Raw genomic sequence first — 22,653 nt, 5'->3', positions numbered from 1 at the left:
TGACCCCTCCCGGGTCTCGACCTATGCTCGACCGCAATCGATTGCGAAGCAAGATTTGATACATTGTTGCAGTCGATGGCCGCTCGGCACTCCGAGCCGGATCGCAGCTGTCACTCGAGGTTGAGGAAACAGAATGGTGAACAGAGACGTTCTCCGCAGGGTGGGGGCGACCGCCGCCGCGGCCGCCCTGCTGGCCGTGGTCGGGTGCTCACCCGATCGGCCGGCCGATGATGGGACGGGCCCGATCCGGATCGGTGCCTCGCTGCCGCTGAGCGGTGAGTTCAGTCAGGGTGGCCGCGACACCCAGCAGGGTTACGAGGTCTGGCAGGCGCTGCAGAACGAGCGCGGCGGGTTGCTCGGCCGGCCGGTGGAGATGATCGTCCGCGACGACGCCACCAACCAGAACCAGGTCGTCACCAACTACACCTCGCTGATCTCCTCGGAGAAGGTGAATCTGCTGCTGGGCACCCAGTCCTCGCTGCTGAACATCCCCGGATCGGCGATCGCCGAGAAGAACAGGATGCTCTACGTCTGCCCCTCGTGCGCCTCGCCGAAGATGTTCGACCGCGGCTACCAGTACATGTTCTTCTCCCAGCAGGCGACCGCGGACCGGCAGGCGCAGACCTTCGCCGACTGGGTGGCCGGGCTGCCCGAGAGCGAGCGGCCGAAGACCGCGGCGTACCCGGCACTGGACGATCCGTTCGCCGCCCCGGTGGTCGAGAACGTCCGGCAGACCCTGGAGGCCGCCGGCATCCGCACCGTCTACGCCGACGTCTATCCCACCACCACGAAGAACTTCGACTCGATCGTCAACACGCTCAAGGACGCCCGGGCCGACATCGTCGTGCACGGCTCCCAGTACGAGGACGGCATCAACATGGTGCGGGCGATGAACCGGGCCAACTACCAGCCCGGGCTGCTCTACCAGAGCTCCTCACCCACCTTCGGCCAGCAGTATCTGGACGGGGTGGGGGAGGCCAACACCCAGGGCGTGCTGTTCTCCGCCAGTTACGATGTCGGGCTGGAAACCCCGGGAAACAAGGAATTCCGGGAACGCTACGCGCAGATGTTCGGTGGCGCGCCACCCGAGGACGCCGCCGACGGGTACGCCGCCGGGCAGGTGCTCGCGGCCGCCGTGCAGGCCGTCGGCGATGTCGACGACCAGCGCGCACTGGCCGACTGGCTGCGTGCCAACGAGGTGGCCACCGTGCTCGGCCCACTGAGCTGGAACGCCAACGGCAGCCCCAAGGGTGAGTTCCTGGTCGGGCAGTGGCAGTCCGGTGAACCCAAGGTGGTGCTGCCCCGTGAGGTCGCCACCAGTCAGACCATCTATCGCTGGCGCGGCCAGCCCATCGGAGGTGCCCGATGATCGCCCTGATCCAGACCCTCATCCTCGGCCTGCTGGTCGGTGGCGTGTACGCCCTGATGGCCTCCGGGCTGACCCTGATCTTCGGCGTCATGCGGGTGATCAACCTCGCCCACGGCGCCTTCGCCATCGTCGCGGCCTATCTCACCTTCACGCTGTGGGCGAGCTTCGGATTCGACCCGCTGCTGGTGATCCCGGTGGTGATGGTGGTCATGTTCGGGCTCGGTTGGCTCGCCTACGTGCTGGTGGTCCGGCACGTCCGAGGCAGCCACATCACGATGACCGTGCTGGCCACCTTCGGCCTGGCCCTGCTGCTGGAGGGGGTGATGGGCTTCATCTGGGGCAACCGGTCCGCCTCGGTCCGCCCGGCGTACGCCGATGCCTCGGTGCAGATCGGGCCCTTCGCCCTGCCGGTGGTCACCCTGATCGCGGCCGGGATCGCCGCCCTGGTGCTGTTCGGGCTGCATCTGCTGCTCGAGCGGACCTGGACCGGACGCGCCATCCGCGCCGCCTCGCTGAACGAGAGCGGTGCCCTGCTGGTCGGGGTGAGCGTCAAGGCCCTGGCGGCGACCACCTTCGCGATCGGTATCGCCACCGTCGGTGCCGGCGGTGCGATCCTCGCCACCACCTACCCGTTCGTGCCCGCCACCCACTACCAGTGGATCGCCCGGTTGCTGGCGATCGTCGTGCTCGGCGGTTTGGGCAGTCTGCCCGGTGCGGTCCTGGGCGCCCTGCTGATCGGTGTCGGGGAGATGTTCGCGACCGCCTACATCGGTGCCTCCTGGCCGGTCGCGGTGCCGTTCCTGGTGATCTTCATCGTCCTGCTGGTCCGCCCGCAGGGCATCCTCGGCCAGCCCCTTCGAGAGGACGCAGTCGCATGAGCACCCAGCAGAGTGAAACCGTTGTGCCGCAGGAGAATGCGACCGAAGCACCCCGGGGTGGCCCGAGCTGGCTCGACCCCCGCACGGTCAAGCTCGCCACCCGGGTGCTGCTGATCACAGCAGCCGTGGTGATTGTGCTCTTCCCGATCTCACCCAGCCTCTCCGCCGAGAACACGGTGATCCTGGCGCTGGTGCTCGCCATCGGTGCGACCGGGTTGAACATCATCACCGGCTACGCCGGTTACCTGTCGCTCAGCCAGGGTGCCTTCGTCGGCATCGGTGCCTATGTGGTGGCGATGATGAGTGAGGCGGTGCCCGGGGTCAGCCCCTTCGTCTGGGTGCCGATGGCCGGTGTCATCACCGCCCTGCTGGCGGCCCTGCTGGGCCTGGTCACCTACCGCACCCGTGGGCCGGCCTTCGTCATCATCACCCTCGCTTTCCTCTTCCTGGTTCAGTTCGTGGCCATCCAGGCGTCCGACTTCACCGGCGGCACCGCCGGCATCACGATGGCGCTGCCGCAGTGGCCCGAGGCCTGGGGCAACTGGCCCTTCCACCTGGCCCTGGTCGCGCTGCTCGGGCTGTCGCTGCTGATGTCGTGGTGGATCCGCCGGACCAAGTTCGGCATGGGCCTGATCGCGATCCGCGACGACGAGGGCAAGGCCGGCACCGTCGGAGTCAACGCACCGGTCTACAAGCTGATCGCCTTCGGCGCCAGCGCCCTGTTCGTCGGGATGGCCGGCGGTGTCTACGGCTACTACTTCACCTTCGTCGACCCGATCAACATGTTCGCGATCCTGATGAGCGTGCAGATCGTGCTGGCCGTCATCCTCGGTGGCCGGGGTACGCTCTTCGGCCCCGTGCTCGGGGCGTTCATCATCGAGCCGCTGAACAGCTTCGCCAACTCCACCCTCGGTGGCGGCAACGCCCGGTTGGTGATCTTCGGCGGGATGCTCATCCTGCTGGTGATCCTGCTGCCCAAGGGAATCCTGCCCTCGGTCACCGATCTGCTGGAGCGGATCCGCACCCGCGGCACCGTCGGGCTCTCCGGGCAGCGCCTGACCCCGGTCACCGCACCGCCGATCAGCACCGAGCCGCGTCAGGTGGTGCATCCGCCCGAACACACCCGGGCCCTGCTCGAGGTGCAGGGGGTGAACAAGAACTTCGGTGGGTTGAAGGCGGTCGACGACTGCAGCTTCACCGTGCCGGAGGGGTCGATCACCGCGCTGATCGGGCCGAACGGGTCGGGCAAGACGACGGTGTTCAATCTGATCTCGGGCACCCTCACCCCGGACTCGGGGCAGATCCTGCTGGACGGTGACCGGGTGGACAACCAGCCGCCCTGGGGACGCGCCCACCGGGGCATCGGGCGTACCTTCCAGATCACCCGGTTGTTCCGGGAGATGACGGTGCTGGAGAACATCGTCACCCCGCTGCGCGCCTTCTCCTTCGGTCAGCTGGGCCGGGATGCGGTGAGCGGCTCCGAGGCCGAGCGGGCGATGGAACTGCTCGACTTCGTCGGGCTGGCCCGTTACCGGGACGCCCCCGCGGGGTCGCTGTCCTACGGCCAGCTGAAGCTGATCGAACTCGCCCAGATCCTGGTCCTCGATCCGAAGCTGATCCTGCTCGACGAACCGGCCGGTGGCATCAACCCCACGCTGATCGAGCGGATGGGGGACCTGATCCGGGCGCTGAACGCCGAGGGCAAGACGTTCCTGATCGTCGAACACAACATGCCGTTCGTGCTCGGCCTGTGCGATCCGATCCGGGTGCTGGCCAAGGGCAGCGTGATCGCCGAGGGCGATCCGGACCAGATCCAGGCCGACCCGGCGGTCATCGACGCCTATCTGGGCGATGACTACCTGCTGGAACGCGAAACCTCCGGAGATCTCATCGGGGAAGGGAAACAGTCATGATCAGGCTCGAGGGTGTGGTCGCCGGGTACGGCGGCGGGAACGTGCTGCAGGGGGTGGATCTGGAGGTGCAGGCCGGGGAACTGGGTTGCATCGTCGGCCCCAACGGCGCCGGCAAGTCGACGGTGCTGCGCACCATCAGCGGCCTGCTGAAACCCAGCCGGGGCAAGGTCCTGCTGGACGGGCAGGATCTCACCGGGCTGCCACCCGATGAGATCCTGCGCCACGGAGTCGCCCAGGTGCCGCAGGCCAACGGTCTGTTCCCGAATCTGAGCGTCAGGGAGAACATCCTGATGGGTGCCTATGTGATCCGCCGCCAGCGCGGGCTGGTCCGGGACCGGCTGGACCAGGTGCTGGATCAGTTCCCGCTGGTCAAGGACCGGTTGAACACCCGCTGCGGGATGCTCTCCGGCGGCCAGCGACGGATGGTCGAGTTCGCCCGTTCGTTGATGCTGGATCCGAAACTGGTGCTGCTCGACGAACCCTCCCTGGGTCTCGATCCCAAGTCGCTGACCGTCATCGACGAATCGGTCACGGTGATGCGGGAACGCGGCACCGCGATCCTGATGGTCGAGCAGAACGTCCGCTTCGGGATGCGGATGGCCAGCACCGGGATCGTGATGGAGTCCGGGCGGGTGCTGCTCTCCGGACCCGCGGGCGAGATCCTCGACAATCCCGAGATCGCCGACCTCTACTTCGGTGGCGCGGTGCAGACCGCGGACGCCGACGCGTGAACGAAAAGACCCCCAGGAAAGGAAGATCGATGACCGACAGACCAACCATCGGCTGGATCGGCACCGGACGGATGGGCGCGCAGCTGGTGCTGCGGTTGCTCGCCGCCGGTTACGACGTGACCGTCTACAACCGCACCGCGGCCAAGGCCGACCCGCTGGTGGCCCAGGGGGCGAAGTTCGCCCCGAAACCGGTCGACCTCGCCGATCGGGACATCGTGTTCTCGATGGTCTCCGCACCGGCCGACCTGGCGGCCGTGACCACCGGCCCCGACGGCCTGCTCACCCACCCCGAGCACGCCCCTGGTGTGATCGCCGACTCCTCGACGGTCTCGGCCGAGGCCAGTGAGATCCTGCGCAAGGCCGCCGCCGAGCGCGGCACCGAGCTGCTGGCCACTCCGGTCAGCGGCAATCCCTCGGTGATCGCCGCCGGCAAGCTGACGGTGGCCGTCTCCGGTCCCCGCCAGGTCTTCGACCAGGTGGAACCGGTGCTGCAGGTCTTCGGCCGAGGTGTCACCTACGTGGGGGAGGGGGAGACCGCCCGACTGGTGAAGATCGCCCACAACGTGTTCCTCGGGGTGGTCACCCAGTCGCTGGCCGAGATCACCGTGCTCGCCGAGAAGGGCGGGGTGAGCCGCGCGGCCTTCCTCGACTTCCTCAACGACTCGGTGCTGGGGTCAACCTTCACCCGCTACAAGACCCCCGCATTCGTGAACCTGGATTTCACCCCGACCTTCACCAATGTGCTGCTGCAGAAGGATTTCGACCTCGGGCTGGAGGCCGGATACCAACTCGGCGTACCGATGCCGGTCGCCGGACTGACCCGCAACATCGTCGCCCAGGAGGTGGGCAACGGCAACGTCGAACAGGACTTCGCCACCTTGCTGCTGACCGTGGCCCGCGGTGCCGGACTGCCGTTGCAGGCCGAAGACGTCGAGGTCAGCGACGGGCTGGAGGCCGATCGGTGAGCGGGGCGCAGCAGCACCGGCCGGCGAGCGACTTCGAGCGGCCCTCCCAGCGGCCGGCCGGGGCCCGCCCGCTCGGTGCCCCCGGTCAGCTCGGCGTGGACTACGAGCACCGGGTCGACTTCGACCGGTTGCGCAACTACCGCCTGGGTCGGGCCAGGGAAGCGTTGGAGAGCAGCGAATGCGGTGCCTTCCTGCTCTTCGACTTCTACAACATCCGCTACACCACCCAGACCTGGATCGGTGGCGCACTGGGCGACAAGATGATCCGCTACGCGTTGCTGATGCGGGACGCGGAGCCGATCCTGTGGGATTTCGGGTCGGCGGTGAAGCATCACCAGCTCTATTCCGACTGGCTGCCCACCGAGAACCACCGACCCGGTTTCCTCGGTTTCAAGGGGGCGGTCGCCCCGGAGCCGACCGGGTTGATGCGGACCGCGATCGAGGAGATCCGCTCGCTGTTGAACGCGCGCGGGCTGGCGGATGCGCCGGTCGGGGTGGATCTGGTGGAACCGCCGTTCCTGTTCGAGATGCAGCGCCAGGGGTTGCGGGTGGTGGATGCCCAGCAGCACATGCTGGATGCCCGGGTGATCAAGAGCGCTGACGAGATCATGCTGCTCAACCAGGCGGCGGCGATGGTCGACGGGGTCTATCAGGACATCGTGGAGGCGTTGAAACCCGGTGTCCGGGAGAACGAGATCGTCGCGCTCGCCAACAAGCGGCTCTACGAATACGGCAGCGATCAGGTGGAGGCGATCAACGCGATCTCCGGCGAGCGCTGCAACCCGCATCCGCACAATTTCACCGATCGGATCATCCGCCCCGGGGACCAGGCGTTCTTCGACATCATCCATTCCTTCAACGGCTACCGCACCTGCTACTACCGCACCTTCGGGGTGGGCTGGGCGACCGAGCCGCAGCGCGATGCGTACAAGCAGGCAAGGGAATGGATGGATCGGGCCCTCGATGCCATCCGGCCCGGAGTGGGCTCGGACCAGGTTGCCGCGGTGCTGCCGAAGGCCACCGATTTCGGCTTCGAGAACGAGCTGGCGGCGTTCGGGTTGCAGTTCGCGCACGGGCTGGGGTTGGGGCTGCACGAGCGGCCGATCATCTCCCGGTTGAACTCCTTCGCCGACCCGGTCGAGCTGCGTCCGGGCATGGTGTTCGCGATGGAGACCTACTGTCCGGCCTCCGACGGCATCTCCGCGGCCCGGATCGAGGAGGAGGTGGTGGTCACCGACTACGGCACCGAGGTGCTCACCCGTTTCCCGGCCCAGGACCTGTTCGTCGCCAACCAGTACTGAGCCAACCGGTACTGAGCCAACCAGGACTGAGGCTCGGCGGTCACATCACCGCCGAGGTCAGCCGCATCACGTTGTCGGTGTAGCGCACCCACACCGATCGCTTGCGCCACTGGGAAAGCATCAGCTCGAAGGAGTTGTCCCGGTAGTCCTGCAGCACGCTCTCCAGGTCGTGGATCATCTCCGGATCGACCGCGAACAGCGACACCTCGAAGTCGAGGAAGAACGAGCGCATGTCCATGTTGGACGACCCGATCACCGCGAGCTGGTTGTCCACCACCATCAGCTTGGTGTGCAGGATCGTCGGCGCCCGATAGAGGTGGATGTGCACGCCCGCCTCCAGCAGCGCGTCGTAGTAGGACTGCTGGGCATGGTGCACCATGAACTGGTCCCCGCGCTCCGAGGCGTACAACCGCACCCGGACGCCGCGCTGGGCCGCGGTGGTGATGGCCAGCATCAGCGCCTCGTCGGGCACGAAATAGGGGCTGACCAGATCCAGCTCACGCTGGGCCAGATTGACCAGGCCGACGAACATCCGCAGGTTCGGTTCGGTGCGGAAGCCCGGGCCCGAGGGCACCAGCTGCATCGGGGCCATCGTGCTGTGCTCGTGCGCGGAGGCGGCCTCGTCGTCGCGGTCGCGGACGAGCTCCTCGGTCTCCTGGAACCAGTCGAGCGCGAACACCTGGGCGAGCTGGGCGACGATCGGCCCGGACACCTCGACGTTCAGATCCAGCCAGTGCAGGTTCCGGCGACGATTCTTCGCCTTCAGATACGTCGGGTCGATCATGTTCATCGACCCCATGAACGCCACCTCGTCGTCGACGATCAGCAGCTTGCGGTGATTGCGCAGATCGGGCCGCCGCCACTGGCCGCGCAAGGGGTGCAACGGCATCATCGCGCGCCACTGGACGCCGGCGGCGGTCAGCCTGGTCTGCAGCTTCTTGTACTCCGGGTAGCCCTGGCTGCCGAGCTGGTCGAACAGCACCCGGACCGTCACCCCGCGCCCGGCCGCATCGGTGAGCGCGGTGCAGAAGCGGTCGGTCACCGAATCCCAGGACATGATGTAGAACTCGGCGTGCACCCATGACTGGGCGGCCTCGACCGCGGCGGCCATCTCGTCGAAGGAGACGTCGGTGGGCAGCACCCGGCGGCAGTGGCCGGTGATCATCGGGAACGAGGTGAGCTCCCGGTTGCCGCGGGCGATCGAGGCCACCCCCGGCGGCGCGGTGAAGCCGGGCGGGTAGTCCGGGTCCGGTTCGAGCCGGCCCGCGAGCGCCCTGGTGGCGTACGCCTGGATCTCGCGCCGTTTCCCGCGCAGATAGGGACTGCCGATCAGCAGGTACAGCGGCAACCCGACGATCGGTACCAGCAGGATGATCAGCAGCCAGGCCGAGGACGAGGAGGGGGAGCGGTTCTCCGGCACGGTGCCGACCGCGACGATCTTGATCCCGTAGTCGATGATCACCACCACGATCGACCAGACCTGGGCCCAGTTGATGCTGTTCCAATCCATGCCTCAGCCCTTCACCACGATGACGATCAGGGCGACCAGCGCGAACAACCCGACGCTGCCGCCGAGCAGCAGCACCGACCAGATCGGTGGCTGCAGGGTGTCGTCACTGATGCTGTGCACACCGCGGCGGTGCCGGACCCGATGGGTGAGTGAGGTGATCAGGGCGACCACGCTGATCAGCCCCACCGCGGTGAGCACCCAGGGCCCGTAGTGGCCGACGTAGCGCAGCAGCAGCAACCCGACCAGGAACAGCGCCATCGCGGTTCGGCTCCAGGCCAGTGTCGTGCGCTCGGGTTGCAGCCCGGGGTCGTCGTGGCTGGGGACCCTGGTGGACATCAGCGCCGCCTCATCGGGCCGTGGCGACGATGAACGCCAGGGCCGCGGCGGAGAGCAGCACGCCGAGTCCGAGGATCGGCACCATGCTCGGCATCGGCAACGGCCGGTTCTCCCGCATCGCTCGCTCCACCCGGAGCCAGCGCCCGACCGCGGTACCCGCCATCACCAGTGCGGTGATCACCAGGATCAGCGACGCCGCTCGGCGCAGCTCGGGATGGAAGATGTCGAAGGTGAACGCCTCCAGGGCGACACCGCCGCCGAGCAGCGCCAGCGAGGTGCGGATCCAGGCGAGGAAGGTGCGCTCATTGGCCAGCGTGAACCGGGGATCCGGCTCGCTGCCCCCGGGCAGCAGTCGCCGGGCGAGGGAGGAGCGTCGATCGTCGGTCACGGGGTCAGTCTGCCGCATCGCGGACGGCCGGCGTGCGATCCGAGGACCGCCCGGTTGGGCTATGCTGTACGCCGCACGGCTGCGTGCGCGCGGATGTAGCTCAATGGTAGAGCCCCAGTCTTCCAAACTGGCTACGCGGGTTCGATTCCCGTCATCCGCTCCAGACGGAGATTTCCGCATCCTGCGCGGTGGCGCTGATTGGGGCCTGGCCGGTTCAGCGACTACCCTGCAAGTGCCGGAGCGTCGGGGGAGTGGGAGAAATGCAGTTTCTGAAGAACCGAGTCGTCCAGGTCGTCCTGGGCCTGGTCGTCGTGGCCATCGTGGTGGTGGGGGCGATCTTCGCCTTCGGCCCCAAGCAGACCACGACCGAGGTGGCGGCCACGCCGAACCCGGCCCCGCAGGAGCCGAGCTTCGAGAGCTCCGAGCCGACCCCCGTCGCGACCACCAGCACCGCGGCCCCGCCCGCATCGCCCACCGGGAGCAAGACGCCGGCCACCGAGTCGTGCACCAACACCGATGAGGACATCAAGGACCCCAAGAAGCTGACCGTCGAGCGGATCGGTGTCGATTCGCCGATGATCACCGTCGGCAAGGACGAGGCCGGCAACCCCGGCGCCCCGCCGAAGAGCGCGTCGAACACCACCGCTTGGTACAACGGCAGCCCCGAGGTCGGCTCGGCCCAGGGCAACGTGATCCTGACGATCCACACCTACCAGACCGGAAACGCGCTGGGGAACCAGCTCTATGACGGTGGCAACAAGGCCCTCAAGGAGGGCGACGTCATCAAGATCTCCGACGGTGAGGGCAAGCAGGTCTGCTACCGCTACACCAACAACCTCAAGGTCTGGGAGAAGACCTACGACCCGGCCTCCGGCGTCTTCTTCAACCCGACCGGCCCGGCTCAGCTGGCGATCATGATCTGCTGGGACTTCAACAAGGAACGCGAGAACTGGGACAGCCGGATCATCTTCTACGCCCCGAAGATGCCGAAGGCGGCCTGAGGCCGACCCGGTTCGATTGGGCGAGGCGTCGCCTCCGCGGGTTACACTGCGGGGGCGCGTTCGCGCCGGGGCGTAGCGTAGTGGCTAGCGCGCCTGCTTTGGGAGCAGGAGATCGCAGGTTCGAGTCCTGTCGCCCCGACCCATCCACCGCCTGTGCCGGGCAACCGGCCGGATCGGCATTTGCCTCGCGCTGCCGGGTGGGCGATAGCATTGCGCGGGTGTGCCCCTGCGGGGGCAGTGAGCGGTACGCCCGGCGTACCGGAATCCAGGAATCATTTGATCAGGAGTAGACCTTGCCAAGCACCGTTGAGCAGCTGAGCCCGTCCCGGGTCAAGATCACCGTCGAGGTGCCCTTCGCCGAGCTGAAGCCCGCCCTGGACAAGGCGTACCGCGACATCGCGGGCCAGGTCAACATTCCCGGCTTCCGGGCCGGCAAGGTCCCGCCGATGGTCATCGACCAGCGCTTCGGCCGGGGTGTGGTGCTGCAGGAGGCGATCAACTCCTCGCTGCCCGAGCTCTACGGCAAGGCCGTCACCGAGAACAACCTCAACCCGCTCGGCGAGCCCGAGGTCGAGGTGACCAAGCTCGAGGACAACGAGCTGGTCGAGTTCACCGCCGAGGTCGACGTCCGCCCCGAGTTCGAGGTGCCCGACTTCGAGTCGATCACCGTCGAGGTGGAGAAGCCCGAGGTCGGCGACGAGCAGCTCGAGACCCAGCTGCAGACCCTGCGTGAGCGCTTCGCCACCCAGGTGGACGTGGACCGCCCGGCCGCCGAGGGCGATGTGGTCACCCTCGACCTGGTCGGCTCCAAGAACGGTGAGGAGCTGGCCGAGGCGACCGCCGAGGGCATCACCTACACCCTCGGCTCCGGCGGCATGCTGGACGGCCTGGACGAGGCCGTCACCGGCAAGTCCGCCGGCGAGGAGGTCACCTTCACCTCCGAGCTGGTCGGCGGCCCGCTGCGCGGCGAGCAGGCCGACATCAAGGTGACCGTGCAGAAGGTCCAGCAGCAGGAGCTGCCGGAGATCGACGACGAGTTCGCCCAGCTGGTCTCGGAGTTCGACTCCGTCGAGGAGATGAAGGCCGACCTGTCGGAGAACCTGGTTCGGATGAGCCGGCTCGAGCAGGCCGCCAACGCCCGGGACAAGGTCCTCGAGGCGGTCATCGAGAAGGTCGAGATGGACCTGCCGGAGAAGCTGATCGAGGCCGAGGTGCAGGCCCGCCACGAGCAGATCAACGGCCAGCTGGCGCAGGCCGGGCTGACCCTGGACCAGTACCTCGAGGACGGCGAGACCGAGCAGACCGCCGAGGAGTTCTGGGCCGAGGTCGACACCCGCTCCCGCGATGCGCTGAAGGCTCAGCTGGTGCTGGACAAGATCGCCGATGACCGTGAGGTCGGGGTGGACCAGAACGACCTGACCCAGCACATCATCCGCAAGGCCCAGCAGAGCGGCACCTCCCCCGAGCAGGAGGCGCAGCACATGATGGAGCACAACCACATGGCCGAGTGGATGACCGAGATCCGCCGCGGCAAGGCGCTCGCGCTGATGGTTGAGGCCGCGAAGGTCACCGGCCCCGACGGCGAGGACCTGAATCTGGCCAACCTGCGCGGTGACGGCACCTACGCCGACCCGGACGCCGAGGCCGCCGAGGCGGAGGCTGCTGAGGCGGAGGCCGGCGAGACCGAGGCCGGCGCCGATGAGTCGGGCGACAAGGCCGACGAGGCGAAGGCCGACGACAAGGCCTGATCGGCCGGTTCAGACCTGGTACGCGAAAGCGGCCCGTCCCCTCGGGGGCGGGCCGCGTCGTCTTCTCCCGGGTCTCAATGAATGATCATGGAATATTCGGCCCCTCATCCGAAGTATTCGGATATAAGTGCGAATATTCCATGGTCATTTTTCGGGTTTGGGGTGGACTGTCAGTGGCGACCTGCAGACTTCAGATCGACCGAGGCAAGGAGGCGATCATGGAGTTGGCTACCGTCGCGAAGCAGGGGATCGAGTTCGCACGATCCCGTCCGATCCTCAGCATGGCCTATCCGTATGCCTGCGCCGCCGCCGGAGTCGTTGCGCTAGTCGGCCTATTCGTCGGGATGCGCCCATTGGATGTCGTCAGGTTGGCTCTGGAGAGCGTCGGTGTCGACATGGGTTGGCTGACGATTGCCAACGAGTGGTCTCTCGCGCATGAGTGGCTGCTCGGCTATGGGTGGGTGATCTTGTTCATCAGCTTCTGGATCATCACATTGGTTCAGCTCGGTGTGAACGCCCGGGTCTACTCGACGTTCTGGCTCGCGCTCGCGGTGGGCCTGCAGGGCGGCACCATGACGCTCACGACATTCGTCGGGTATCTCGGATTGCCGCTCCTGATCTGGCTCGTGCGGAACCGGCGCGGCACCGTTGGGTCTGACTGGATCGGGGGACTTCTGCTCGCGCTGGCCACTGTCCTGATGCCCCTGTTCTGGATGCTTGATCCCGGGAGGCGTTTCCGGGCGACGCAGTGACGCGTCAGCCCGGTGCCACCTCGCGCACCTCATCGCCAGGGCGGCGCTGCCGCTGACCAGCGCAGTGGCAGATCCGCGTACTCGCTCAGCCGAGTTCGCGGGCGCCGGCCATCACCTGTTCGGAGAAGGTGGTCAGGAAGCGGGACTGGTCGTCACCGGGGGCGTGGAAGACCAGGTGGTTGAAGCCGAGATCGGTGTAGAACTTCAGCCCCTCGATGGCCTGTTCCGGGGTGGAGGCCACGATCCAGCGCTTGGCGACCTGCTCGATCGGCAGCGCGTCGGCCGCCTCCTCCATCTCCTCGGGGTCGGTGATGTCGTGCTTCTGCTCCTTGGTCAGCGACAGCGGCGCCCAGAACCGGGTGTTCTCCAGTGCCCGTTCGGGATCCGGGTCGTAGGAGAGCTTGATCTCGATCATCCGGTCGATCGAGTCGAACTCGCGCTTGTTCAGTTCGGCGCCCTCCTTGACCGCCGGTACCAGCTGGTCGCGGTAGAGCTCGGCGCCCTTGCCGGAGGTGCAGATGAACCCGTCGCCCTGACGGCCCGCGTACTTGGCCATGGTCGGCCCGCCGGCGGCCACGTAGACCGGGATCGGCTGGTCGGGGCGGTCGTAGATCATCGCGTCCACGGTGCGGTAGTAATCGCCCTCGAAGGTGACCCGGTCCTGGGTCCACAGCGCGCGCATCAGGCGTACCGACTCGCGCAGCCGGGCGAACCGCTCCTTGAAATCCGGCCATTCGGGCAGGCCGACGGCGATCTCGTTGAGGGCCTCACCGGTGCCCACGCCGAGCATCACCCGGCCCGGATAGAGGCAGCCCATGGTGGCGAAGAACTGCGCCAGCACTGCCGGGTTGTAGCGGAAGGTCGGGGTGAGCACCGAGGTGCCGAGCAGCACCCGTTCGGTGCGTGCGCCGACGTGGGAGAGCCAGGCCAGCGAGTTGGGGGCGTGCCCGCCCTTGTGCCGCCAGGGTTGGAAATGATCGGAGATGGTGACCGAATCGAAGCCGAGTTCCTCGGCCTGCACCGCATAGTCGGCGAGTCGTCGGGGGCCGAACTGTTCGGCGGAGGCCTTGTAACCGATCTGGATCATGGTTCGCACTCTAGAGCGCGTCCGGGCGTACGCCTCAGCGGGTGTCCGCTGGGACGCGGTCGGGTTGCCGCGGCGACGAGGCCGCCGCCACCGCCGGTACCCGGCTGCGGTGCTCATGCCAGGCCAGTGCGACCACGGTGGCCAGCACCACGACGAACCCGACCCACTGGGTCGCCGACAGGCTGGCGTGCTGGATGAACACCCCGACCGCGGCGGCGGTCAGCGGGAACGCCAGCTCGGCCAGGGTGGCGCGGGCGGCCGGGGTGGAGCGCAGCCCGTAGTAGTAGAGCACCAGCGCCAGCAACCCCGGTACCAGGGCGAGCGACAGCAGCCGCGGCCAGGTGCTCACCGGCAGCACCAGCGGGGCCCCGGTACCCAGTGCCACGATCAGCAGGGTCAGCATGCCGAAGAAGAAGCGCAGCGCGGTGACCTGGAAGAACTTCAGCTCGGTGCTGGCCAGCCGGCCGAGCACGGTGCCCAGTGCCCAGAGCGCGGCCGAACCGAGGCCGAGCAGGGCGGGGATCAGCGACTTCACTCCGACCGAGAGCGGGTTCGGGAACGCCAGCAGCCAGGCGCCCGCGACCGCCGGTGCCAGGAAGAGCCAGAACTTCGGCCGCAGCCGCTCGCCGAGCAGCAGGGCGGCGAAGGTGATCGCGATCAGCGGCTGCAGTTTCTGCAGCACCTGCGGGGTGATCGGGTCGCCGTAGCGGAAGGCCAGGGTGAACATCACCGTCGCCAGCGCCGAGGACCCCGCACCGATCACCAGGGTGGCGATCCTGGTCCGCAGGCTCGCCCGCCACCAGGCCCGCAGTGCCCCGATCAGCAGGGGAGAGGTGAGCAGCACCAGCAGCACGTGCTCGCCCAGCACGATCGAGGTGGAGGCGTACTCCTTGGAGAGCGGCGAGCGCAACAACCCGGAGAAGCCCCACATCGCGGCAGCGAGTGCGACGAGCCAGGTGCGGTCCGGGGTGCGGGAGGTCGAAGAGTGCGGCACCCGTTGAGTCTGGTACCGGCCGAGGCCTGCGACAAGCGCAAGAAACGCAGCCTCATCATGCATCGCACGCATGGCTCGATCTACGCTGGCCGGGTGGAACTCACCCAGCTGCGCACCTTCGCCGCGGTCGCCCGGACCGGCTCGATCTCCCGGGCCGCCGCGGAGCTCGGTTACTCCCAGTCGGCGCTGTCGCGGCAGTTGCAGGCGCTGGAGGCCGATCTCGGCGTACCGCTGTTGGAGCGGGTCGCCCGTGGCATCCGATTGACCCGGCACGGCGAGGCGCTGCTGCCGCACGCCCGGGAGGTGGTGCGGTCGGTGGCGCAGGCGCGGGTCGACGTCGCGGAGGCCGCGGAGGCGGAGGTGCGGTTACGGCTGGGGAGTGTGCCCTCGGCGACCGCCTCGTTGGTGGTTCCGGCGCTGGCGGTGCTGGAGCGGACCCGACCCAGGTTGGCCGTGGCACTGCGGCAGGGTTCGGCCAGCGGGCTGATCGGGGCGCTGGCCGCCGGTGAGCTGGATGCGGCGGTGGTGCTCGCCGGCCCCGACGACCGGCCCCGGCCCGGGTTGGTCGCCGAACCGGTGCTCACCGATGAGTTGCGGCTGCTCGCCCCGGCCGGCCACCCGGCCGCCGCGGCGGGCGTACCGGTCGCGCTGGCCGAGCTCGCCGATCAGACCTGGGTGGAGGCCGTCGGTGACCAGGGCCTGCTGCGTCGGGTCGCGGCCGATGCGGGGCTGCGGCCGCGGCGGGTACGCCGGGCGCCCGACCATGCGGCGCGGGTCGCCTATGTCTCCAGCGGACTGGGGCTGGCCCTGGTGCCCGGCCTGCTCGCCGCCGACCTGCCGACCGGCCTGGCCGCGGTGCCGCTGCGCAATGCACCGACCCGGGATCTGGTCCTGGTCCGCCCGGAGCGGGCCGAACAGTCGGCCGCGCTGGCCGCGGTCCGGGAGGCCCTGACCGGATCCTGAGGTGACGCCCCGGGATCCCCGCGTCCGAAATCCCCACGCCCCGCCGCACCGGCGGGCGTACCTCGCCATGCCTGGCACGACAGCTGGTTGACTCCTGTTTTCGCGCGAACTACATTTGCACAGTAAGTGCATATGTTGCACAACGCGAACATCACAGCAAAGGAGCTTCGATGTCGACCTCAGCAGTTCCCGGCCCCACGGCCGGCCCCGATATGAAAAGCGTCGAGCGGGCGACGCTGAGCAAGGTCCGGCGGCGGTTGCTGCCGATCATCGCGGTGCTGTACTTCATCGCCTTCCTGGACCGGAACAATGTGGGGTTCGCGAAGCTGACGATGGGTCCCGATGTCGGGCTCACCGAGGCGGCCTTCGGTTTCGGGGCGGGTGTGTTCTTCATCGGGTACGCACTGTTCGAGGTGCCCAGCAATGCCGGCATGGTGCACTTCGGCGCCCGGAAGTGGATCGCGCGGATCATGATCTCCTGGGGGATCGTCTCCACCGCGATGATCTTCACCACCGGACCCACCTCGTTCGCGGTGCTGCGCTTCCTGCTGGGCGTCGCGGAGGCCGGCTTCTTCCCGGCGATGATCTTCTATCTGACGCTCTGGTTCCCGCAGAAGGTGCGGGTCACCGTGCTCGGCACCTTCATCCTGGCCCAGCCGATCTCGAACGCCATCGGCGCGCCGCTGTCCGGAGCCATCCTGGCGATGCCCGAGTTCCTGGGCGTCCAGGACTGGCAGTGGCTGTTCATCATCGAGGGCGTCCCGGCGATCGTGCTGGGCGTGCTGGTACCCAGACTGCTCACCGACCGGCCCGAGGAGGCCAGCTGGCTGAGCGAGACCGAACGCGGCTGGCTCACCTCGACGATCGCCCACGAGAACTCCTTGGTCGCGCAGACCGGGCACGGCCGCTTCCTCGACGGGCTCAAGGACTCCCGCGTCTGGGCGTACGCGATGCTCAACTTCGGCATGGTCTGCGGCATCTACGGTTTCGGCCTGTGGCTGCCGACGGTGATCAAGTCCCTCGGTCAGTTCTCCACCATCCAGGTCGGACTGATCTCGGTGATCCCCTACGGTGCCGCGGCGATCTTCCTCTATCTGTGGGCACGCAACTCCGACCGCACCGGGCTGCGCGCCGCGCACGCCGCCGCATCGATGGTGCTCGCCGCCGTCGGACTGGTCGCCGCCGGCCTCGCCGCCGGCAGCTCACCGGTCCTCGCGCTGTTCTTCCTGACCATCGCCGCGATGGGGGTCTACTCCGCCACCGCGCCGCTGCTCGCGATGCCCGCCTCGGTCTTCGTCGGTGCGGCCGCGGCCGCCGGGATCGGGCTGGTCAACGCGGTCGGCAACGTCGGCGGGTTCGTCGCCCCCTATGCCGTCGGTCTGATCAACCAGGCCACCGGTGGTACCCGGATCAGCCTGTTCTTCCTGGCCGGCCTGCTCGTTCTCACCGCGGCCGCCACGATTCTGTACGCCGGCCGCCGGCCGGAGGGCCGGGTCCAGGTGGTCGACCGATGACCGGACCCGACAGCACGCGCCCACCCGCCACCACCACGACAAGGAGCAGCATCATGAACCGCACCCTCGACGGCCGCACCGCCCTGATCACCGGCGGCGGCGTCGGTATCGGCCTGGCGATCGCCCAGGAACTCGCCGACCGCGGCGCCCGCGTCGCCATCACCTATCGGACCCATCGACCCGACGACGCGGTACTCACCGGGTTGCGGGAGGCCTGCGGTCAGCAGGTACTGGCGCTGCCGGTCGACGTCACCGACCCGGACCAGGTCGATGAGCTGGCCGAGACGATCCGCACCGAGTTCGGCACCCTCGATGTCCTGGTCAACAACGTCGGCGGGCTGATCAAGCGGGCGACGATCGCCGAGATGGACCTGCAGCTGTGGCGTGCGGTGCTCGCCACCAACCTCGACTCCACCTACCTGGTCACCCACGCCATGCTGCCGTTCCTGCGCCGACCCGGCGGTCGGATCGTGAACATGGCCTCGCTCGCCGGTCGCAACGGTGGCCATCCCGGTGCGACGGCGTACGCGACCTCGAAGGCGGCGCTGTTCGGCTTCACTCGCGGGCTCGCCAAGGAACTCGCCCCGGAACAGATCACGGTCAACGCGGTCGCGCCCGGGTTCATCGAGGACACCCCGTTCCACTCGACGTTCACCAGCGAGGACTCCAAGCGTCAGACGGTCGCCACCATCCCCACCGGACGCGCCGGCGTACCGGCCGATGTGGCCCAGGCGGTCGGCTGGCTGACCGAGGAGGGTGCCGGGTTCGTCACCGGGACCATCGTGGACATCAACGGCGGGCAGTACTTCGGATGACCCTGTTGGCGCCCGGTGCGCGGATCATCCATCCGGGCATCCTCGATGCCCTGGCCCGGGTCGGGCACAAGGGTCGGATCCTGGTCTGCGACGCGCTCTACTCCACCGCGACCGCCACCAATCCGCGGTCCCGGGTCGTGCACCTCGCGCTCACCGCGGGTACGCCGACCGTGACCGAGGTGGTGCGCACCCTGGCCGAGGCCGTCGAGATCGAGGCCCTGGTGCGGATGTGCCCCGAATCGGGGGAGACCGGGCTGCCGGTGCACCGCGAGATCGACGCGCTGCTGCCGACGACCCGGGTGGCGCACGACTGGGTGGACCGGGGTGCGTTCTATGACCTGGCCCGGGATCGGGAGGTGGCGCTCTGCCTGGCCACCGGTGACACCCGCCGGTTCGCCAATGTGTTGCTCACCGTCGGCGCGCCGACGGTCGAGACGCCATGAGAGAATCGGCACCTGCCCGCAGAGAGGAGATCCCGGATGTCGCAGACGGTGCAGCGAGCCATCACCATCCTCGAGCGGTGCAGCGAGCGTCCGAGCACGGCGCAGGAACTGGCCGAGGTGCTGGGCACCCACCGCACCACCGCGCTGCGGCTGATCCAGACCCTCGAGGGATCGGGGTTCCTGCGCAATGTCGGCAACGGCCAGTACGGCGTGGGGTTCCGGTTGGCGGGGCTCGCCTCCCGGGCGGTGGAGCAGTTCGATCTGCGCGCCCTGGTGCACCCGTATCTGCAGCGGCTCAGCGATGAGGTGGGGTTCACCGTCCAGCTCGCCGTGCCGCAGAAGGACCGGTTGATCTATGTGGACAAGATCGAGCCGCCCGCCTCGATCACCCTGAACACCCAGATCGGCGGCGAGGTGGTGATCCACACCGCCGGGGTCAGCAAGTCGATCCTGGCGTACCTCGAGCCGGCGCAGCGCGAGGAGATCATCGCCCGCGCCAGCTTCGAGAAGTACACCGACCACACCATCACCGCACCGAAGCAGCTGCGGGAGGTCCTCGCCGAGGTGGCCGAGCGGGGCTGGTCCAGCGACGACGGCGAATACGAGGCGTTCTCCAACTGCATCGCCGCCCCGGTCTTCGGTTCGCAGGGGGAGGTGGTCGGTGCGCTGTCGATCACCGCGTTCACCCACCACGCCACGATCACGCAGCTGACCGAGCACCTGCCGAAGCTGCTGGAGACGACCCGCGCGATCTCCCGCGAACTCGGCGCCCCCGCCTCGGTGACCCATCAGGTGAGCGACGGTTCTCCGGAGTCCGCCCCGCAGGCCTCCTGACCCGTCACCCGGCCCGGCTGGTGCGCCCACAGCGAACATGCGCCGAGATCGCTCAGGTTTGTCGGCGGTGCCGGGTAGTTTCGCCTTCGTGAACAACATCCCAGAGAATCCAGCGCTCATCCGAGCGGCCGCCAGTGGTGGCGGCCCGAGCATGACCGACAATGTGTACCAGTCGCTGCTGGCCAACCGGATCATCTTCCTGGGGTCCGAGGTCCGCGACGAGAACGCCAACGCGATCACCGCGCAGATGCTGCTGCTGAACGCCGAGGACCCCGACAAGGACATCTACCTCTACATCAACAGCCCCGGCGGCTCGGTGGACTCCGGCATGGCGATCTTCGACACCATGCAGTGGATCTCCAACGACGTCGCCACCGTGGCGATGGGCCTGGCCGCCTCGATGGGGCAGTTCCTGCTCTCGGCCGGTACGCCGGGCAAGCGGTACGCGCTGCCGCACAGCCGGATCATGATGCACCAGCCCTCCGGCGGCCTCGGTGGCACCGCCTCCGACATCCGGATCCAGGCGGAGCAGTCGCTGCACATCAAGAAGGTGATGGCCGAGCTGATCGCCCAGCACACCGGGCAGACCGTCGAGCAGATCAATGCCGACTCCGATCGGGACCGCTGGTTCACCGCCGAGCAGGCGAAGGAATACGGCTTCATCGACCACGTCTACGAGAACGCCTCACAGATCCCGCGCGGTGAAGACGCGCCGAATCAGTGACCAGGAACCAGTGAGGGAGGACACCATGAACTACGAGAACCTCGCACGGTTCAACCAGGAACAGTCCATGAAGGTGCAGGCCCGTGGCGGCGTACGCCCCGGCGGACTGGCCCCGAGCGGACCGGATGCCAACCACTACATCCCGCAGTGGGAGGAGCGCACCTCCTACGGCTTCCGGCGGGTCGACCCGTTCGCCAAGCTCTTCGAGGACCGGATCATCTTCCTCGGCGACCCGGTGAGCGATGACCTGGCCAACGCGATCATGGCCGAGCTGCTGTGCCTGCAGTCGATGGACCCCGACCGGCCCATCAGCATGTACATCAACAGCCCCGGTGGCTCGTTCACCGCGATGACCGCGATCTACGACACGATGCGCTACATCAAGCCCGACATCCAGACGATCTGCCTGGGCATGGCCGCCTCCGCGGCCGCCGTCCTGCTGGCCGCCGGGACCAAGGGCAAGCGGCTCGCGCTGCCGAACTCGACGATCCTGATCCACCAGCCGTCGATGGGGCAGGGCACCTACGGCCAGTCCTCGGACCTGGAGATCCAGGCCAACGAGATCCTGCGCATCCGCAGCCTGATGGAGCAGATGCTGGCCGACGCCACCGGGCAGTCCCCGGAGCAGATCAGCAGCGACGTGGACCGGGACAAGTACCTCACCGCCGAGCAGGCCAAGGAGTACGGCCTGATCGACGACGTGCTGCAGTCCCTCAAGGACGCCTGAGGGTTTCAGAACACAGGCGGCTCGCGTGCCCAGGCCGGCACGCGAGCCGCTTCGCATTCACGCCAATAGCGAACAACGCGGAGTCACCTCTCGGGTTTGTCCGTCCGGGCAGGTAGCGTCGTATCCACCCTGCACGGACCGCGGGTCGAAATGACCGCGGGTCCCGAACCGGGACCGGGTTAGGGTGAAGCAACGTCCGCGGAAAGGTTGGAGAGATGGCACGCATCGGCGAGAGCGGTGACCTGCTCAAGTGCAACTTCTGCGGCAAGAGCCAGAAGCAGGTCAAGAAGCTCATCGCGGGCCCCGGGGTCTACATCTGTGACGAGTGCATCGATCTGTGCAACGAGATCATCGAGGAGGAGTTCTCCGAGGGCTCCGACGTCGGCCTGCTGGACGAGTTGCCCAAGCCCCGCCAGATCCGCGAATTCCTTGATGCGTACGTGATCGGTCAGGGCGATGCCAAGAAGGCGCTCGCGGTCGCGGTCTACAACCACTACAAGCGGGTGCAGGCGCAGGCCGCCACCCCCGCCCGCCGGGCCGCGGAGGACGACGGCGTCGAGCTGGGCAAGTCCAACATCCTGCTGATCGGCCCCACCGGTTGCGGCAAGACCTATCTGGCGCAGACCCTGGCCAAGATGCTCAATGTGCCGTTCGCGATGGCCGACGCCACCGCGCTCACCGAGGCCGGTTACGTCGGTGAGGACGTCGAGAACATCCTGCTCAAGCTGATCCAGGCCGCCGACTTCGATGTGAAGAAGGCCGAGACCGGCATCATCTACATCGACGAGATCGACAAGGTGGCCCGCAAATCGGAGAACCCCTCGATCACCCGCGACGTCTCCGGTGAGGGTGTGCAGCAGGCGCTGCTGAAGATCCTCGAGGGCACCACCGCCAGCGTGCCGCCGCAGGGTGGGCGCAAGCACCCGCACCAGGACTTCATCCAGATCGACACCACCAACGTGCTGTTCATCGTCGGCGGTGCCTTCGCCGGCCTGGACCACATCATCGACGCCCGCGTCGGCAAGCGTCCGATCGGCTTCAACAACGACGAAGAGGCGCGCCGCCCCGACTCGGATGACCCGTTCGGCCAGGTACGCCCGGAGGATCTGGTGAAGTACGGCCTGATCCCCGAGTTCATCGGCCGGTTGCCGATGATCTCCTCGGTCACCCCGCTCGATCGCGACGCCCTGATCCGGATCCTGGTCGAGCCGCGCAATGCGCTGATCAAGCAGTTCCGCAAGCTGTTCGAGCTCGATGGTGTCGACCTGGAGTTCACCGACGAGGCCGTCGAGGCCGTGGCCGACCTGGCCCTGGCCCGCGGCACCGGTGCCCGAGGCCTGCGCGCCATCCTCGAAGAGGTGCTGCTCAACGTGATGTACGACGTGCCCTCGGCCGAGGACATCGCCCAGGTCGTCATCACCGGCGAGGTCGTCACCGACTCGGTCGTGCCGACCCTCGTCCCGCGCGCCGAGTTCGGCAAGCGCGAACGCCGCGAGAAGAGCGCCTGAGCGGGTACGCCCCGCGGCGCGGTCGCGCGGTTGTTGGCCGCGCGCCCTCGGTTCCCGCATGGTGGTTCGGTTCTCGCATGGCACACCATGCGAGAACCGCAGTCCGGTGCGAGAACCGAGTCGGACGCCCTGCTCACGCGTCGATGTGGGGT

Annotated in this window: 22 protein-coding genes and 2 tRNA genes; 19 read left to right on the top strand and 5 right to left on the bottom strand. The window is 67.9% G+C overall.

What is annotated here, in order from left to right; all coding sequences use genetic code 11:
• The first annotated feature begins 136 nt into the window (after positions 1 to 136).
• From C8D81_RS15110 to C8D81_RS15085, 6 genes are read left to right on the top strand one after another with little or no spacing between them, the layout of a single operon-like run.
• Positions 137 to 1,369, top strand: coding sequence for an amino acid ABC transporter substrate-binding protein (locus C8D81_RS15110; protein ID WP_229118140.1), 1,233 nt, complete (start codon positions 137 to 139; stop codon positions 1,367 to 1,369).
• Positions 1,366 to 2,247 (top strand): branched-chain amino acid ABC transporter permease, encoded by an 882-nt coding sequence (locus C8D81_RS15105; protein ID WP_094355894.1) that lies wholly within the window; start codon positions 1,366 to 1,368, stop codon positions 2,245 to 2,247. The genes C8D81_RS15110 and C8D81_RS15105 overlap by 4 nt, the downstream gene beginning before the upstream one ends.
• Positions 2,244 to 4,160, top strand: coding sequence for a branched-chain amino acid ABC transporter ATP-binding protein/permease (locus C8D81_RS15100; protein WP_133626358.1), 1,917 nt, complete (start codon positions 2,244 to 2,246; stop codon positions 4,158 to 4,160). The genes C8D81_RS15105 and C8D81_RS15100 overlap by 4 nt, the downstream gene beginning before the upstream one ends.
• On the top strand, positions 4,157 to 4,891 hold the full coding sequence (locus C8D81_RS15095) for an ABC transporter ATP-binding protein (RefSeq protein ID WP_094403910.1): 735 nt from the start codon (positions 4,157 to 4,159) through the stop codon (positions 4,889 to 4,891). The genes C8D81_RS15100 and C8D81_RS15095 overlap by 4 nt, the downstream gene beginning before the upstream one ends.
• Positions 4,892 to 4,920: 29 nt before the next feature.
• Complete coding sequence (locus C8D81_RS15090) at positions 4,921 to 5,856, top strand: NAD(P)-dependent oxidoreductase (protein WP_133626357.1); 936 nt, start codon at positions 4,921 to 4,923, stop codon at positions 5,854 to 5,856.
• The gene (locus tag C8D81_RS15085) at positions 5,853 to 7,157 is read left to right on the top strand and encodes a M24 family metallopeptidase (RefSeq protein WP_133626356.1); all 1,305 of its coding nucleotides are present in this window, start codon (positions 5,853 to 5,855) and stop codon (positions 7,155 to 7,157) included. The genes C8D81_RS15090 and C8D81_RS15085 overlap by 4 nt, the downstream gene beginning before the upstream one ends.
• Before the next feature lie 40 nt (positions 7,158 to 7,197).
• Here the strand turns inward: C8D81_RS15085 and C8D81_RS15080 are convergent, their stop codons facing one another.
• Genes C8D81_RS15080 through C8D81_RS15070 form a run of 3 tightly spaced genes read right to left on the bottom strand, consistent with a single transcriptional unit; the run spans position 7,198 to position 9,391 of the window.
• Complete coding sequence (locus C8D81_RS15080; RefSeq protein WP_133626355.1) at positions 7,198 to 8,667, bottom strand: phospholipase D-like domain-containing protein; 1,470 nt, start codon at positions 8,665 to 8,667, stop codon at positions 7,198 to 7,200.
• A 3-nt stretch (positions 8,668 to 8,670) separates the two neighbouring features.
• Positions 8,671 to 9,003 (bottom strand): DUF202 domain-containing protein, encoded by a 333-nt coding sequence (locus tag C8D81_RS15075; RefSeq protein WP_133626354.1) that lies wholly within the window; start codon positions 9,001 to 9,003, stop codon positions 8,671 to 8,673.
• 10 nt (positions 9,004 to 9,013) lie between these two features.
• Positions 9,014 to 9,391, bottom strand: coding sequence for a YidH family protein (locus C8D81_RS15070; protein ID WP_229118141.1), 378 nt, complete (start codon positions 9,389 to 9,391; stop codon positions 9,014 to 9,016).
• Between the two features lie 89 nt (positions 9,392 to 9,480).
• Between C8D81_RS15070 and C8D81_RS15065 the strand changes: the two genes are divergently transcribed.
• From C8D81_RS15065 to C8D81_RS15045, 5 genes are all read left to right on the top strand, one after another.
• Positions 9,481 to 9,554, top strand: a tRNA-Gly gene (locus C8D81_RS15065).
• Positions 9,555 to 9,651: 97 nt separating this feature from the next.
• Positions 9,652 to 10,392 (top strand): class F sortase, encoded by a 741-nt coding sequence (locus tag C8D81_RS15060; protein WP_094403913.1) that lies wholly within the window; start codon positions 9,652 to 9,654, stop codon positions 10,390 to 10,392.
• Between the two features lie 66 nt (positions 10,393 to 10,458).
• Positions 10,459 to 10,531 (top strand) — tRNA-Pro (locus tag C8D81_RS15055).
• A 154-nt stretch (positions 10,532 to 10,685) separates the two neighbouring features.
• Entirely contained in the window at positions 10,686 to 12,140 is a 1,455-nt protein-coding gene (gene tig, locus C8D81_RS15050; protein ID WP_094355903.1) for a trigger factor, read from the top strand.
• A gap of 218 nt (positions 12,141 to 12,358) precedes the next feature.
• Positions 12,359 to 12,892, top strand: coding sequence for a hypothetical protein (locus C8D81_RS15045; RefSeq protein WP_094432079.1), 534 nt, complete (start codon positions 12,359 to 12,361; stop codon positions 12,890 to 12,892).
• Positions 12,893 to 12,977: 85 nt separating this feature from the next.
• Here C8D81_RS15045 and fgd read toward each other — a convergent pair whose 3' ends face one another.
• Together fgd and C8D81_RS15035 are read right to left on the bottom strand one after the other, a co-directional pair.
• Complete coding sequence (gene fgd / locus C8D81_RS15040) at positions 12,978 to 13,979, bottom strand: glucose-6-phosphate dehydrogenase (coenzyme-F420) (RefSeq protein ID WP_094355904.1); 1,002 nt, start codon at positions 13,977 to 13,979, stop codon at positions 12,978 to 12,980.
• A gap of 34 nt (positions 13,980 to 14,013) precedes the next feature.
• A complete protein-coding gene (locus C8D81_RS15035) occupies positions 14,014 to 14,973 on the bottom strand; it encodes a DMT family transporter (RefSeq protein ID WP_208109323.1) in 960 nt (319 codons plus the stop codon).
• 93 nt (positions 14,974 to 15,066) lie between these two features.
• Between C8D81_RS15035 and C8D81_RS15030 the strand changes: the two genes are divergently transcribed.
• The 8 genes from C8D81_RS15030 to clpX all read left to right on the top strand — a co-directional run bounded on the left by C8D81_RS15030 (position 15,067) and on the right by clpX (position 22,501).
• Positions 15,067 to 15,936, top strand: a complete 870-nt coding sequence (locus C8D81_RS15030; protein ID WP_166646833.1) for a LysR family transcriptional regulator — start codon at positions 15,067 to 15,069, stop codon at positions 15,934 to 15,936.
• 170 nt (positions 15,937 to 16,106) lie between these two features.
• A complete protein-coding gene (locus C8D81_RS15025) occupies positions 16,107 to 17,450 on the top strand; it encodes an MFS transporter (protein WP_208109322.1) in 1,344 nt (447 codons plus the stop codon).
• Between the two features lie 53 nt (positions 17,451 to 17,503).
• A complete protein-coding gene (locus C8D81_RS15020; protein WP_133626353.1) occupies positions 17,504 to 18,265 on the top strand; it encodes an SDR family NAD(P)-dependent oxidoreductase in 762 nt (253 codons plus the stop codon).
• Positions 18,262 to 18,708 carry an RbsD/FucU domain-containing protein gene (locus C8D81_RS15015; protein WP_133626352.1) on the top strand — a complete coding sequence of 149 codons (447 nt, stop codon included), beginning with the start codon at positions 18,262 to 18,264 and terminating at the stop codon, positions 18,706 to 18,708. Before C8D81_RS15020 ends, C8D81_RS15015 begins: the two co-directional genes overlap by 4 nt.
• A 36-nt stretch (positions 18,709 to 18,744) precedes the next feature.
• Complete coding sequence (locus C8D81_RS15010; protein WP_133626351.1) at positions 18,745 to 19,542, top strand: IclR family transcriptional regulator; 798 nt, start codon at positions 18,745 to 18,747, stop codon at positions 19,540 to 19,542.
• Positions 19,543 to 19,693: 151 nt separating this feature from the next.
• The gene (locus C8D81_RS15005; protein WP_094355907.1) at positions 19,694 to 20,266 is read left to right on the top strand and encodes an ATP-dependent Clp protease proteolytic subunit; all 573 of its coding nucleotides are present in this window, start codon (positions 19,694 to 19,696) and stop codon (positions 20,264 to 20,266) included.
• Between the two features lie 25 nt (positions 20,267 to 20,291).
• On the top strand, positions 20,292 to 20,993 hold the full coding sequence (locus C8D81_RS15000; RefSeq protein WP_094355908.1) for an ATP-dependent Clp protease proteolytic subunit: 702 nt from the start codon (positions 20,292 to 20,294) through the stop codon (positions 20,991 to 20,993).
• A 215-nt stretch (positions 20,994 to 21,208) separates the two neighbouring features.
• On the top strand, positions 21,209 to 22,501 hold the full coding sequence (clpX, locus tag C8D81_RS14995; RefSeq protein ID WP_094355909.1) for an ATP-dependent Clp protease ATP-binding subunit ClpX: 1,293 nt from the start codon (positions 21,209 to 21,211) through the stop codon (positions 22,499 to 22,501).
• The last annotated feature ends 152 nt before the right edge of the window (positions 22,502 to 22,653 follow it).

It is taken from the genome of Enemella evansiae, from assembly GCF_004362375.1.
Taxonomy (GTDB): Bacteria; Actinomycetota; Actinomycetes; order Propionibacteriales; family Propionibacteriaceae; genus Enemella; species Enemella evansiae.
The sequence above is the reverse complement of the archived record's forward strand: the minus strand, read 5'-3'. Positions and strand labels throughout refer to the sequence as shown.

Coding starts and splice junctions, on each gene's coding strand:
- C8D81_RS15105 (WP_094355894.1), top strand. CDS start 1,366: ATGATCGCCCTGATCCAGACCCTCATCCTCGGCCTGCTGGTCGGTGGC.
- C8D81_RS15100 (WP_133626358.1), top strand. CDS start 2,244: ATGAGCACCCAGCAGAGTGAAACCGTTGTGCCGCAGGAGAATGCGACC.
- C8D81_RS15095 (WP_094403910.1), top strand. CDS start 4,157: ATGATCAGGCTCGAGGGTGTGGTCGCCGGGTACGGCGGCGGGAACGTG.
- C8D81_RS15090 (WP_133626357.1), top strand. CDS start 4,921: ATGACCGACAGACCAACCATCGGCTGGATCGGCACCGGACGGATGGGC.
- C8D81_RS15080 (WP_133626355.1), bottom strand. CDS start 8,667: ATGGATTGGAACAGCATCAACTGGGCCCAGGTCTGGTCGATCGTGGTG.
- C8D81_RS15075 (WP_133626354.1), bottom strand. CDS start 9,003: ATGTCCACCAGGGTCCCCAGCCACGACGACCCCGGGCTGCAACCCGAG.
- C8D81_RS15060 (WP_094403913.1), top strand. CDS start 9,652: ATGCAGTTTCTGAAGAACCGAGTCGTCCAGGTCGTCCTGGGCCTGGTC.
- C8D81_RS15045 (WP_094432079.1), top strand. CDS start 12,359: ATGGAGTTGGCTACCGTCGCGAAGCAGGGGATCGAGTTCGCACGATCC.
- fgd (WP_094355904.1), bottom strand. CDS start 13,979: ATGATCCAGATCGGTTACAAGGCCTCCGCCGAACAGTTCGGCCCCCGA.
- C8D81_RS15025 (WP_208109322.1), top strand. CDS start 16,107: ATGTCGACCTCAGCAGTTCCCGGCCCCACGGCCGGCCCCGATATGAAA.
- C8D81_RS15020 (WP_133626353.1), top strand. CDS start 17,504: ATGAACCGCACCCTCGACGGCCGCACCGCCCTGATCACCGGCGGCGGC.
- C8D81_RS15015 (WP_133626352.1), top strand. CDS start 18,262: ATGACCCTGTTGGCGCCCGGTGCGCGGATCATCCATCCGGGCATCCTC.
- C8D81_RS15010 (WP_133626351.1), top strand. CDS start 18,745: ATGTCGCAGACGGTGCAGCGAGCCATCACCATCCTCGAGCGGTGCAGC.
- C8D81_RS15005 (WP_094355907.1), top strand. CDS start 19,694: ATGACCGACAATGTGTACCAGTCGCTGCTGGCCAACCGGATCATCTTC.
- C8D81_RS15000 (WP_094355908.1), top strand. CDS start 20,292: ATGAACTACGAGAACCTCGCACGGTTCAACCAGGAACAGTCCATGAAG.
- clpX (WP_094355909.1), top strand. CDS start 21,209: ATGGCACGCATCGGCGAGAGCGGTGACCTGCTCAAGTGCAACTTCTGC.